The sequence below is a fragment of the Kordia sp. SMS9 genome, assembly GCF_003352465.1.
Classification (GTDB): domain Bacteria; phylum Bacteroidota; class Bacteroidia; order Flavobacteriales; family Flavobacteriaceae; genus Kordia.
The window spans coordinates 2,658,767-2,672,164 of the sequence record NZ_CP031153.1 but is presented as its reverse complement, the minus strand read 5'-3'; the positions used below and the strand labels follow the sequence as shown (position 1 = coordinate 2,672,164).

Genomic DNA, 13,398 nt, shown 5'->3' with positions numbered 1-13,398 from the left:
ACTAAAATACCATGAGTACGACTCCAATTCCTCCAGGGTGGAAAGGCGGATTTGCACAATCAAATCCTGCATTTGCATATCCAACTCCCGATTTGTCTTCACTAGAAATGAAAGACAATATGGATAATATTAAGTTGTTAACACGTCAACAAGGTGTAAAATGGCCCGAATTTAGCTGGCAAACTATTCCTGGTGATGAAAGTTCACGATGCTTTCAAATGTTTTCTCCTTATATTTCCCGACTTGGTTATACGGATGAAGGACGCGTATATTCCATTATTTGTCCACAACAAGGCGCGTGTTCACCAACATTTGGTTGTATGAATGTAGAAGTGACCGTAACAGGACAGCGCGGTTGGGTAGATGAAACTACCAAAACATTTTATGCGGATATGACTGTGGAAGGTACTATTTGGTTCAGTCCAAGTTCGTTGCAAGAAGAATGGGTGAAAAAAGCTTGGGATATTTTTAATAAGTTCGGACTCGATTTCCCAACGTCAAAAGCCAAAGCAATTAAAGTGGCGACGCACAAATTTCAAGATCCAAATCATCCAATATTTCCTGTAAGTCAGGGAGAAACGCCGCGCTTTAAAAGTCCCGCGTTTGCACGACATGAAGACGAAGCTTGGAATGTGGGACATATTGATGTACAAATTGGCGACATTAAAAAAACGGGACATAAAATCGTAGATGAGTTTAACGAATTGGTCATGTTTGCCTTTAATACGGCTTCTGGAAATATGCTCAAACAAGGCAACACACTTACGTGGAATGTTTGGTTTACCCAACCTGCATTGGTAGATACGGACGAATGGGAAACACATGCAAAACGTTGGAGAGATTCAATTCAGGCAGATCATGGAAGTCCAACCGGACCAGGAACCCAAGCGCGCTATTTTGACGGAACTCCTTTTAAGGCTGTAGATACGTTAGAACTAGAAATGAAAGATACGATGAAGAAAGAAATTCATCAATTAGAAAAAATGGAAGTCAACAAAATTGAAGGTTTCTTACAGAAACATTTTGAAGACGAATTGTAGCATTATTATATACAAAAGAAGCTGTTTGAAAAAGGTAAAACTAGCTTGATGAGATGTTGAATCGAGTTCAATAGGACGCTAACTTTTTCAAACAGTTTCTTTTTATTAATTTAATTCAAACCATCTATAAATTCTAGCTTGACGGTAGTTTCTGCTTCGGTGTCAAAATAAAGTTGACTTCCTTTTGGCAATCCAACTTTCGTGGTTTTTCCAGCCGCTAATGCCACAGTTCGCACTACTTTTCCTTCATATTGCAGTCGGATTGAAAATTCGTTTTTACCTACATTTTCAACAATCGCAATGCTGTTTCTATCTGTATACGGATTGATGGCGCCATCTTGTCCAGGTCCTTTGCCTGTCATCAACATGTTTTGTGAAGGCTTTAATTTAAAAATTGTTTTTTCTTTCTGCGCATAAGAATGCGACACAAAAAGCATTGCAAAAAGTAAAATATAGGTTTTCATCGGTACTGGTTTTAAAAAAATGTTACTGTATTTAGAAACCCTAAGATACGGTTTTTATGAAGAAAACAAGAATAGTAAAATTTACCTGTTGTTGTTTATAACACCAATCAACACACCAAAATTTCCATCCATTTGTGGGTAGTTTTTTGTGGGCAAATACGTTCTGGAAACAAATCCGTCAAGATATAGCGCATTTTGACAACTGTTTTCCTTAAAAAATGTCGCAAAATCGTAAAAATTGATTTTTTCTTTGCTCATTGCAAATAACAAATTTCCATTGGGCAATACACCTACTCCATTCCGAATGTGGAGATTTTTAGAGCCTCTCGTGAATTTATTGTGCAGTTTTCCATCAATCACTAACATTGGCCCAGATTGTGTGGCATATTTGATACTTTTGGTGCCTTTAAAAGCTTTTGTAGTTGTAATTATGGAGCGATTTTCTTCTGTAATATAACACACGCCATTCGGTTGCAAATAGAAGTTTCCGTACCCTTTTTGTGTGGTGTCTAGTGGCGCTTTTACAATGCCATTTTCAATATATAATCCTTGTGGCGATTGATCTTTTTTGTACATGCCACCATTCATCATAAAGATGAGTTCTTGCCCTTTTGCCTGTAATTTTGTTTTTAGATTTTTAGCATTTCCATAGATAGTACCCTGTGCGTCTTTCCAATAAAAATGAAGTTGATCATTTTTCGGATCGACTTCATACCCAAGAATTCTATCGGTATCGTATTGTTTTTTGGGTGATGGCGTTCCGCAAGAGATAAAACCAATTGTAATTATGAAGAGAATTATAGCTAACTTTTTCAAGATCATGTCACTATTTTAATTGGTATAAAAGATATGAAAAAATTATCAAAATGGATTCCTGCCTTCATTTCGACAAGTTCAATGTGGCAGACAGGAAATCGAAGATTCGACAAAGTCAATGACAAAGAAAATTCATTACATCTACAATCGTAAATCATAAATCATAAATCGTAAATCGTAAATCGTTTAATACCAACGTTTTTTCTTCTTTTTGGAAGCTTCAGATTTTCTCCCTTTTTTATGTTTGCTTCCTTTCTTTTTGTGGACTTCGGGTTTTGCTTTGGGATCAAGTGGATACGGATGTTCATCTTCTACAGAAATTGCTGTGTTGATGAGTTGTTGAATGTCTTTGATGTAGTTTTTTTCATCCGCAGAACAGAAAGACAGTGCCTTTCCTAATGCGCCCGCTCTTGCCGTTCTTCCAATGCGATGTACGTAAGTTTCAGACACGTTTGGAATGTCGAAATTAATCACTACATCTACATTTTTAATGTCAATTCCTCTGGCTGCCACATCCGTTGCGATGAAAATATTTACTTCACCATTTTTAAATTCGTTCAACGCTTGTTGTCGCAAACTCTGTGATTTATCTCCGTGAATACTCGCTACTTTGTAATTGTTACGCAACAAGGTTTTTTCAAGCTTGTCAACGCCGTATTTGGTACGTCTAAAAATTATCACACTTCCTTTGATGTTGTTTCGCAATAAATGCAAACACAGTTCAATTTTTTTGGGTTTTGGCACGTAATACAATACCTGCTGTACGCCTTTTACTGTTGATGAAGTGGGTGCGACTTCTATGTATTCTGGAGCTTTTAAGATGGAATTTGCCAAGTGTTCTACTTTGTACGGCATGGTTGCAGAAAACAGTAGAACTTGCTTTTCATCCGGACATAACCGTTCTATTTTTTTGACATCATCGATGAATCCCATGTCTAACATTAAATCGGCTTCATCTAAAACGAGCGTTTCTATATAATCTAAATTGACAACATCTTGTTTGTGTAAATCGAGCAATCGTCCTGGCGTAGCGACTAAAACATCTACTCCTTTTTTGAGCATGTCTTTTTGCGGTTCTATTGAAGCACCACCAAAAATAACGCCTGTACGTAAATTAGTATACGTACTGTACACTTTGAAGTTTTCTTCAATCTGAATTGCCAATTCCCGCGTAGGACACACGACTAATGCCTTTATTTTTTTACCCTTTTTGGGTGCATCTTGCTTATCGAACAGTAATTGCAAGATTGGCAACGCATACGCAGCGGTTTTTCCTGTTCCTGTCTGCGCAGAAACAATAATATCTTTTTTGTGCAGTATGACTGGAATGGCGCGTTCTTGAACTAAAGTAGGTTCCTCGTAGCCTTTTTCAAATAGTGCTCGAACGATGGGTTTGTTCAATTTTAGTTCTTTGAAGGTCATGTTGGATTTTGGGTTTTTGGTATCGGTTTTTGTTAATTGTTGGTTTGTTTACTCTTGATAATTTATTAATACTAAGCCTAATTGTTTAAATATAAGTTTTTTATTTTGAACGTATGCTAAACTGTAAAATTCGTAGCAGTATACAGCAAAAAATTTGAGTATAAAAAAAGCAGTAATCAATCTCGATTACTGCTTTCATGTTTACTTTGAGCCGATGGAGGGACTCGAACCCACGACCTGCTGATTACAAATCAGCTGCTCTAGCCAGCTGAGCTACATCGGCAAAGCGGTTGCAAATATAAAAAGCTTTTTATTTTTTGCAAACCTTTTTTTTATTTTTTTAGAGCGCGTTTATTTTAGCTACTAAATCTGTTGCTTTTGTCTCTAAAGATTGTCTAATTCCTTTGAAATGCGCTTTTGTATTTTCTACATCTCTTCGGTTAGTTTCTGCAATTAATTCATCAAAACTTTTGATAGATTCGTCAATGATTGCTTCGCTTTGAGCAGCATCCGCTTCTGGATTTGCTACTTGCCATATTAAAGCCGCATCAATGATGTCTCCAAAAACGTAGTTTAAGTCTTTTTTTAAATCTCTTTTATTTGCCATCGTGTACTAATTTTTGGCAAATTTACAGTAAAATGGTGTATTATTTGTTATAAATAGTACAAATGTTGTGATGTATAATAAAATTTATGTTTCGAGTCTCCCGACTCGAAATAGCAACTCGAATCGGCATAGATTTCTGCCTTCGCAGGAATGACAAAACATGTTTTAATCAATATATACTTCTAAGAGTTCGGAAGCTTCTTGAGTACTTATTTTGATATTTTTAAGTATTGCAGGAACTAATAAAGTTTCACCAAATTTGAGTGGTTCTTTGTCTGAATTTGTTTCAAAGGTAACACTCCCTTTTACACACATGTATATGACAAAAGAATCCTTGTCGTCATGATTTAATACCATTTCTCCCGTAAAGGGAATAAGATTCGTGGTAAAGTAAGGACAATCTACCAAGTTTGCGACTTCGTTTTGTGCTTCTGAATAGTGTATTTTGTAGTTTTTATGCAGTGTGTAGTCAATAGCGTCTAGTGCTAAGTCTGTGTGCAATTCGCGCGCGTTTCCTTCAGCATCCACCCGATTCCAATCATAAATACGGTACGTAATGTCTGAAGTTTGTTGAATTTCCGCTAAGACAATTCCGCCACCAATGGCATGAATTCTGCCCGTAGGCAAAAAGTATACATCGCCTTTTTTGACTTCTTCAAAGTTGAGAATTTCAGTGAGTGTATTGTTTTTAAGATGTTCTTGGTATTGCTCTTTGGTGACTTCTTGATTGAATCCCACCATGAGTTTAGCGCCTGGATCTGCTTGCATTACATACCACATTTCCGTTTTTCCGAACGAATTGTGACGTTTTTTTGCTAATTGATCATTGGGATGTACTTGAATCGATAAATCGCGTTTAGCGTCAATGTATTTGATAAGTAACGGAAATTTTGTTCCAAACTGTTCATACACTTTATTGCCTAGCAATTCAGCTTGATAGGTTTCGCTGAGTTCTTGTAGCGTTTTTCCTTTTAATGTTCCTTCTGCCACAACGGAAGGTTCTCCTGCTACATCCGATAGTTCCCAACTTTCGCCGATGAAATTTCCAGATACATTTTTGTTGAGCTGTGCACGTAATTTGTCACCGCCCCAAATACGTTCTTTGTAAATTGGCTCAAATTTTAAGGGATGTAGTTTCATAGTATTGTTATTCTCCTGTGTATTTCACAAAATTTCTGGGTGTTTCATACAAGACGACTTCTAATTCTAACGTCGTTTCTATATGTTTTCGCAGTTTGTTCCATATGACAACAACAATATTTTCCGCAGTGGGATTTAGGTTTTTGAATTCTGGAACGTCCAAATTTAGGTTTTTGTGATCAAAAGCATTTTCCACTTCTGACTTTATAAGATCTTTTAAGACTTTCACATCCATCACATATCCTGTTTCAGGATCTATCGGACCTTTTACACTGACAATCATTTCGTAATTGTGTCCGTGATAGTTTGGATTGTTACATTTTCCAAAGATTTCATTGTTTTTAGCATCGCTCCAATCTGGTCGATACAATCGGTGTGCTGCGTTAAAGTGTGCTCTTCTGCTTACGGTTACTTTCATGTATCAACTTTTTATGTGTTTGTAAAATTTTTCAAATATAATTTTGAACCAAGCTGTATACACGTCCGGATTTTGAGCAATATCATCTTTTACTGCTTGCACATCCATCCACTTCCACGAAGCCACTTCATCTGGATTGATGGTAGGTGCTCCGTTAAAAGTTCCTGTCATCACATGATCGTATTCATGCTCTGTTAATCCGTTGTCAAAAGCTGCTTTGTATATGAACGAAACTGCTTCCGCAAGTTCCGTAACAAATCCCATTTCTTCTTGCAATCTTCGTTTACCTGCGCTTATGTTACTTTCACCTTCACGTTGGTGACTGCAACAGGTATTGGTCCACAAACCTGGAGAATGGTATTTGTGTAATGCGCGTTGTTGCAACATCAATTCGCCTTTGTCATTGAGGATAAATACGGAGAAAGCTCGGTGAAGCAGTGCTTTTTCATGTGCTTCTATTTTCTCCATGACGCCGATTTGTTCGTCGTTTTCATTTACTAGGATTACGTTTTCTTGTGTCATAAGTTCAGTTAGTCTACAAATTTACGAAATAGCTAGAGTGTAATTTTGTCTTATTTCCTAACTTTTAGTTAAATTTAACATAAGGTTTTGATAGGATTGTGTGCTTTTTAGCATATTTCAAAAAATTTTAGGAATTACTTTTTATCAAAAAAAAGTATCCTTCACAAATCTTAAAAGAAATATATAATACGATTTTTTATAGTATCTTGTTGACTTATATTGCATTAACAACCAACTATTATCTATGAAAAAAAAATACTTCCTACTCTTTTTATTGTATTTCCCTTTGTTTGTTTCTTCTCAAAATGCAGGATTTCTTGAAATTCTTTCTCCTGATGTAAATTTGAGTTGTGGAAATACTACAGATACATTTAAAGTTATTGCCAGGCCAGATTATAGTGGTGGCTATTATGGAATGGTCTCCTGCTATTATCAATTAAATAATAATGCTATAGTGCAACAGGATATGTTATTTTTATCTGGAATTGATTCTTCTATTTTTGTACCAGAAATTAGTCCTGTTGATGGATTGAATACATTACGAGTTTGGACAGATTTACCAGGTGACACCGATGCTTCTAATGATGAAGTGATGATTCAGTTTGAGTATACTGTTAATAATCCGTCACTTCCTTACGCTGAAAATGCGGAAGGTTTTCCCGAAACACTATTCCCACAAGGTAATTTAGATTGTTTAGAGTTTTATGCAATTGGCGTAGACGACCAACCTGATCTATTTTCTACTTTTGGAATTGTTGATTTGACAACCTATTCAAATGCACCAGCAGCTACAAGTGGAACTAACGCCTTTTCTCCTACAACCTATGTTAATTTTTTCAGCAAGCTCTATTTAGTGACTCCTGATATAGATATTAGTACTGTAGGTTTAGCGGAATTGAGTTTTGATTATCATGTATATGGACGCTTTCAAGGTCCTATATCTGTTGATATTTATCATAATGGCGCTTGGGTTGAAGATGTGTATACAATGACGGAAGAAGAAAGACAATTAGAAATAAGTGATTCTTGGAAAAAGAAAACCATTCTGTTGAATGGCTATAGCGGTGTGATTAAAGTCCGATTTGCCTATCTTGATATTGATTGGGTTGGCTGGTATGGTGGCGATTATACAAATGGGCAATTTACAGGAATTGATAATATTGAAGTAAAAGAGGCACCTGCCTGTCCAACACCAAAAAATATGACGCTTCCTTTTGATGAAATTACGAAAGAAACTGCCAATATTTCATGGAATGCTGGTAATATTGAAACCAACTGGGAAGTTGAATATGGTCCACTTGGTTTTACGCCTGGCACAGGAACTGTTATGCAAACTTCTCAAGCTTCTTATACACTTACAGGACTCACCACAGGCACAGCATATGATGTGTATGTAAAAGCGGTATGTGGAGCCACGCCTGGAATGAATGATAGTACTGCTGTACATGCTAGTTTTGAAACTGTGTGTTCGTTTGTGGCACCTTGGACAGAAGATGTTGAATCACATACTGGAACGACCAGAGGAAGGATAGAAAATTGTTGGAAAACCAACGCATACAATACACACAGCTACCGATGGGATATTGTAAGTGATGGTGGAGGAACTCCTAGTAATGGTACAGGACCTATACAACCGTACGAAGGCACTCACTATTTTCATATAGAATCATCCATTATTGAAGGCGGTAATTCTTTTCAAATTGCTCCAGGAGTTTCTACGATGTATTCGCCTTTTATAGATGTGTCTGGTTTGACAAATCCTGCCTTGAAGTTTTATTATTATATGTATGGCTCAAACATAGGTTCACTAAACGTAGATGTATTTCATAATGGAAGTTGGACAAACGATGTACATGTTGTCACTGGACCACAACAAACCGCTAGTAGCGATCCTTGGGGAAGTTCACTTGTTGATTTAAGTGCTTTTTCTGGTGAAATTAGACTGCGATTTACAGGAAAATCTGGGGTTTCTAGTCCATTTGATAGTGACACAGCCATTGATTTGATACAAATTAATGAATTTCAAGTATTGGCTACTCCTGAAGTGACATCTGATTTAGGAATTGTGATGTATCCAAATCCTGTGGAGGATATTATTCATATCCAATCAACACAAAATATACAAACTATTAAAATTTTCAGTATTCAAGGAAAGCTGCTTTTAGCTATTTCTGCAGTAGCAAATAAAGAAATTAAAATTCCAGCTTCAAATTTCGAAACAGGTATTTATTTTGTTGAAATTACCAATAATCAAAAAAAGCAAGTCATTAAAATGTTGAAGAATTGATGCTTATACCAATTTGATTATAAAAAGTGACTTTAGAGACGAAGTTGCTTTGGCATCATAGAACGCCGCGAATGCTTTGCATAGCAGTAGCTACGGAACGTATTCGCAAGGAACTAAGATACCAAATGAACGAGCCTATATGCTGCATTTTATAGTTAAATGGTATGATACCACTTTACATCTTAAAAGTTTACACGAATTCTATTCAAACGTAGAAATAATAAATTGTTTGTAATCTTTTGAAGAAATACTACATTTTGCATGATTTTACTAATGTTGTTTTGATCTAGCTTTATCATAATTAATTTATAAAACTTTTTATTATGAAAAAACAACATTTAAATTCATTACAATTAAACAAAAGAGCTGTTTCAAATTTTAAGTCTAATCAAATAACAGGAGGTGGAAAAATAACGTTAACTATTGTTAAATCGTGCGTTGGTATTTGCTATAGTGATCTTTGTGATACCACTGATTAAGTTTAAAAAAAGAGAATCTTTATAGATTTTATACCAATTTTTCTATAAGAAGCGAAGTTGCTTTGGCATTATAGAACGCTGCGAATGTTTTGCATAGCCTTAGCTACAGAAAATAGTAGCAAGGAAATAGAGTGCTGAATGAACGAGCTTATTTGTTGCATCTTAAAGTAGAATTGGTATTACTTTATAAACTCGCCCTTTTGCTACTTTATAAACATTTAATTTTACAGTTAAAAGCCTGAAAATTTTCTCCTTTGGGGATGATTTAAAATTTAAAACCTCCGATTTTAGCGGAGGTTTTTTGTTTTATCTTTCTACAACGATGAATTCACTTCGTCGGTTGAGTTGATGTTCTTCTTCGCTACATTTTACACCATTGCTACATTTGTTCACATGACGCGTTTCTCCGTATCCTTGACCTGTTAAACGACTGACATCAATTCCTCTAGAAACAATGTATTCGCGTGTCGATTTGTTTCTTCGTTGAGATAATGCCATGTTGTATGGATCGCTACCACGACTATCTGTATGCGAACGTACGTCAATTTTAACTGTTGGGTATTTTTTCATTACAGCCACTACTTTTTCTAATTCTGCAGCAGCGTCTGGACGAATATTCGATTTGTCAAAGTCAAAATAAATAATTGGAATGTTTAAAATTTTCGCTAAATCGTCTCCCACTTTAAATGGTACTTCTTCCTTTTCTAACAGTAAAACAACCGAGCGCAATCCTGCTTCTTCTTGTTTTGGCATAAAGGCTTCTGCCGAATTGTAATCTTTTTTGGAAGCTCTTACAAAGTATACTTCGTTACATGCTAACATGGCTTTAAATCTGAACTTTCCTTGTTCGTCGCTATAGGTATTTTCAAGTTCTTTGTTGTCGTTATCAAACAGTTTTACTTGCGCACCTGTTAGGAGTTCGTTTGTTTTGTTGTCTTTCGTAACTCCTACGATTTCCTGCTCGCACGACCATTGAATTGGTTTCATTTCTAAGAATGAATAGATATCATCATCACCTTGTCCACCATCACGATTGGACGCAAAATACCCTTTTCCTGTTTTTGTATTGATGATGAATGAAAAGTCGTCTACGGAACTGTTTACGGGTTCACCAACGTTATAAATTATTTGTTCTTCATCGTCTAAACGCATCACAAAAATGTCCAATCCACCCAAGCCTACATGACCGTCTGAAGCAAAATACAATTCGTTGTCTTGACTCACAAATGGGAAGTTTTCTCTAGCTTCTGTATTGATGCCTTTTCCTAAGTTTTTTGGTTCGCCAAACGATCCGTCTTCATTAATATCAACCACATATAAATCGGATTGTCCTACCGAACCTGGCATATCTGAAGCGAAATAGAGTTTTTTCTCGTCAACGCTTAACGCAGGATGTGCCACGGAGTACAAATCACTGTTGAATGGTAATTCTTCTACATTTGCCCAACGATTGTCTTCGCGTGTTGCTCTGAATATTTTCAGTTTGTTAATCCCTTTTCTGTCCTTTTTGTATTTGCCTTTGTAATAGTTGTTACGCGTAAAATACATGGTGTTTCCATCTTTGGTAAACACGGTGGTAGATTCGTGGTATTTGGTATTCAGTTTGCCTGAGAATTTATCAACATTAGCCAAACTTCCGTTGTCCGCTACTTCCGCTCCGTATAAGTCTAAGAATGGGCGCGCATTCCATTTGTGTTTGTAACGTTGTGCCACACCTGTATCTCTTGCTGAAGAAAACACTAAGTTATTTTCCAGATAGAATGAAGGTGCAAAGTCTGAATATGGAGAATTTACGCCTAAGTTTTCAATGCGATAACGACCTGATAATTCTGCAATTTCGTCTAAATAATTTCGTGTATTGACAAACTTTGTTCCGCGAATATCGCTTCCTGTAAGTTTGTTGAATTCTTGCATTTTTTTGTCTGATTCCGCATAACGCTTTTCAGCTTTTAAGGCTTGAGCATACCGGAAATAATATTCAGGTGCTACTTCTTCCCCAAGACTGAACAATTCGCCATACCATTTGGAAGCGTTGATTAAGTCAGCATTGAAGTAATAGGCATTTCCTAGTTTTTCAAAGAGTTCTTTTGATTTGTACCCTTCTTCCGCAACTTCTTCATAGATTTCTATGGCATTGATGAAAGCATAGCTATCGTACTTTTTGTCTGCTTTGTTGAGTTTTCGTTCTTGGGCATACCCAAAAAAGACGCATAAAGATAAGACAGTGTATATGAGATATTTTGTTCGTGTCATCATGGTTCGTTTTAGAAGAATCTTGGTGAAATAATTTTATCACGGCTGTTAAACAGTTCGAAGCGCAAAAAGACTTCGTACGAGCCGTCATTAAACTGAGTATTTCCTAGTTCAGTAGTTTCACGATCATAGGCAAAGCCGACCATAAAGCTATCTGATAGTTGCAATCCAACCAATCCACTAAAAGCAGCGCTCCATCGGTAGGCGGCTCCAAGTGTTACTTTTTCATTGATTAGGAAGTTCGCTGATAAATCTGCCTGTAAAGGCGCTCCAGATACTGCTTTAAAAAGCACGGCTGGTTTAAATTTTACGCTATCACTCATATCAAAAACATACCCACCAATTAAGTAAAGGTTGATACGTTCTTTGGCTGTTGATAAGGAGGATTCATCAAAGTGTTTTGTTTCAAGTAAGTTAGGCGCTGATAGTCCCACATACCATTTTTCAGAGTTTCGATAGTAAATTCCAGCTCCGACATTTGGAGAAAATTTATTATCAATATTAGCTTGTAATAAAACATCATCAGGATTGTACTGATTTAAACAATCAAAACATACATCTAATAAATGTCCACCCGCTTTTACACCAAAAGAAAGTTTTCCATTTTCCGAGGTATTGATTGTATATGAGAAATCAATATCGAAATAGGTTTCATCCGTAGGTCCCAGTTGATCATTTATAATAGAGACACCAAGTCCCACTTTTCCCTTTTTACCCATGGGTGTGTGCAGGTTAAGTGTTTGTGTTGTTGGCGCACCTTCTAGACCAACCCATTGCGAACGATGTAATCCTGCGATGCTTAGCGCACCTCTTGATCCTGCATAGGCCGGATTGATACTGATGGTGTTGTACATGTACTGCGTATACTGAGCGTCCTGCTGTCCGTAGCTTTCTACTGAAAAAACAGTGCTCAATAAGACTATGATGATGATGATTTTATTTCTCATTATAGTATGCTATGTTTTTGTTTATTAGTTATAGCGAACATACTACCGAAATCGTATGTTCGCTTGTCTTGTTTATCGTTGTATGTATAAGTAACCGGCTCTACTCTTGGTATTACCATTCACTACATAGTCAACAACGTAATAATAGGTTCCTACTGGTAACAGTTTGTTCTTCTGAATGGTAACGCGACCGTTAGAGATACCTCTAAAGTAGTTGTCATTTTGACCATATCCGCGTGTTTCGTACACAAGAACTCCCCATCTGTTATAGATACGTACTTGGTTGTCTGGGAATAATTCAATATTTCTAATGGTAAATACGTCGTTATCTCCATCTCCATTTGGCGTTACTGCATTAAAGATTTCCAAGTCATCTTCTGATACGGATGCGTTGTTTGGCTCTAGATAATCTGGAATATCATTTGCGTTTGCATCGGTAGCATCACTGTTGTCTCCATCTCCATTTGGATCAGGGTTTTCATCTTCAGTTGGAAGACCGTCACCGTCGTCATCGTCATCACGATAATCTTGATCTTCAGTTCCGTCTGTATCAGGTAAGTCATCCGTTGGATCGTCTACAGCTAGTCCATTTGGATCGCCATATCCTGTTGTGTCTCCATCAAATGCATCATCTACACCGTCGTTATCAGCATCATTTCCTGATGGCATTGTATCTGGAATACCATCACCATTATAGTCATGACCTTCCACAATATCTAACGCTCCATCATTATCACTATCGGTATCTATATAATCTGGATTATCTGTTCCGTCCGTATTCACTGGATCAATTCCTTCTCCTGATCCTGGCGATACTTCATATGCATCATCCAATCCATTACCGTCTACATCGTTTCCACTTGGTGGAATATATCCGTCAGTTGTTTGACCTTCAACGTTATCTAAGATTCCGTCGTCGTCACTATCTTGATCTAGATAATCTGGAATCATGTCTCCGTCACTATCTACTGGATTTGTTGGATCGTTACCCGCTTCTATCGTA

General features: G+C 36.7%; 13 protein-coding genes and 1 tRNA gene. 3 read left to right on the top strand and 11 right to left on the bottom strand.

All coding sequences use genetic code 11. The features are described from left to right. Nucleotides 1-11: 11 nt before the first annotated feature. Entirely contained in the window at nt 12-1,040 is a 1,029-nt protein-coding gene (locus tag KORDIASMS9_RS11615) for a hypothetical protein (protein WP_114903000.1), read from the top strand. 110 nt (nt 1,041-1,150) lie between these two features. Here KORDIASMS9_RS11615 and KORDIASMS9_RS11610 read toward each other — a convergent pair whose 3' ends face one another. The 8 genes from KORDIASMS9_RS11610 to idi all read right to left on the bottom strand — a co-directional run bounded on the left by KORDIASMS9_RS11610 (nt 1,151) and on the right by idi (nt 6,429). Next, complete coding sequence (locus tag KORDIASMS9_RS11610; protein ID WP_114902999.1) at nt 1,151-1,504, bottom strand: hypothetical protein; 354 nt, start codon at nt 1,502-1,504, stop codon at nt 1,151-1,153. Nucleotides 1,505-1,585: 81 nt separating this feature from the next. Further along, entirely contained in the window at nt 1,586-2,326 is a 741-nt protein-coding gene (locus KORDIASMS9_RS11605) for a phosphodiester glycosidase family protein (protein ID WP_114902998.1), read from the bottom strand. 180 nt (nt 2,327-2,506) lie between these two features. Further along, nucleotides 2,507-3,742, bottom strand: coding sequence for a DEAD/DEAH box helicase (locus tag KORDIASMS9_RS11600; RefSeq protein WP_114902997.1), 1,236 nt, complete (start codon nt 3,740-3,742; stop codon nt 2,507-2,509). Nucleotides 3,743-3,951: 209 nt separating this feature from the next. Then, nucleotides 3,952-4,025 (bottom strand) — tRNA-Thr (locus tag KORDIASMS9_RS11595). 57 nt (nt 4,026-4,082) lie between these two features. After that, nucleotides 4,083-4,349 carry a hypothetical protein gene (locus tag KORDIASMS9_RS11590; RefSeq protein ID WP_114902996.1) on the bottom strand — a complete coding sequence of 89 codons (267 nt, stop codon included), beginning with the start codon at nt 4,347-4,349 and terminating at the stop codon, nt 4,083-4,085. 165 nt (nt 4,350-4,514) lie between these two features. Further along, a complete protein-coding gene (locus tag KORDIASMS9_RS11585) occupies nt 4,515-5,489 on the bottom strand; it encodes a type I phosphomannose isomerase catalytic subunit (RefSeq protein WP_114902995.1) in 975 nt (324 codons plus the stop codon). 7 nt (nt 5,490-5,496) lie between these two features. Further along, nucleotides 5,497-5,907 (bottom strand): 6-carboxytetrahydropterin synthase, encoded by a 411-nt coding sequence (locus KORDIASMS9_RS11580; RefSeq protein WP_114902994.1) that lies wholly within the window; start codon nt 5,905-5,907, stop codon nt 5,497-5,499. Between the two features lie 3 nt (nt 5,908-5,910). After that, on the bottom strand, nt 5,911-6,429 hold the full coding sequence (idi, locus tag KORDIASMS9_RS11575) for an isopentenyl-diphosphate Delta-isomerase (RefSeq protein ID WP_114902993.1): 519 nt from the start codon (nt 6,427-6,429) through the stop codon (nt 5,911-5,913). A gap of 244 nt (nt 6,430-6,673) precedes the next feature. On the opposite strand from idi, the gene KORDIASMS9_RS11570 reads away from it, so the two are divergent. Together KORDIASMS9_RS11570 and KORDIASMS9_RS23250 are read left to right on the top strand one after the other, a co-directional pair. Further along, nucleotides 6,674-8,716, top strand: coding sequence for a T9SS type A sorting domain-containing protein (locus KORDIASMS9_RS11570; RefSeq protein ID WP_114902992.1), 2,043 nt, complete (start codon nt 6,674-6,676; stop codon nt 8,714-8,716). A gap of 323 nt (nt 8,717-9,039) precedes the next feature. Next, nucleotides 9,040-9,195, top strand: coding sequence for a hypothetical protein (locus KORDIASMS9_RS23250; RefSeq protein ID WP_162819900.1), 156 nt, complete (start codon nt 9,040-9,042; stop codon nt 9,193-9,195). A 306-nt stretch (nt 9,196-9,501) separates the two neighbouring features. On the opposite strand, the gene KORDIASMS9_RS11565 is transcribed toward KORDIASMS9_RS23250, so the two are convergent. The 3 genes from KORDIASMS9_RS11565 to KORDIASMS9_RS11555 all read right to left on the bottom strand — a co-directional run bounded on the left by KORDIASMS9_RS11565 (nt 9,502) and on the right by KORDIASMS9_RS11555 (nt 13,346). Beyond that, entirely contained in the window at nt 9,502-11,451 is a 1,950-nt protein-coding gene (locus KORDIASMS9_RS11565; RefSeq protein WP_371412766.1) for an OmpA family protein, read from the bottom strand. Nucleotides 11,452-11,459: 8 nt separating this feature from the next. Further along, nucleotides 11,460-12,395 (bottom strand): type IX secretion system membrane protein PorP/SprF, encoded by a 936-nt coding sequence (locus tag KORDIASMS9_RS11560; RefSeq protein ID WP_114902990.1) that lies wholly within the window; start codon nt 12,393-12,395, stop codon nt 11,460-11,462. Nucleotides 12,396-12,467: 72 nt separating this feature from the next. Then, nucleotides 12,468-13,346: a gliding motility-associated C-terminal domain-containing protein gene (locus tag KORDIASMS9_RS11555; RefSeq protein WP_114902989.1), complete on the bottom strand. Its 879-nt coding sequence runs from the start codon at nt 13,344-13,346 to the stop codon at nt 12,468-12,470. Between the last annotated feature and the right edge of the window lie 52 nt (nt 13,347-13,398).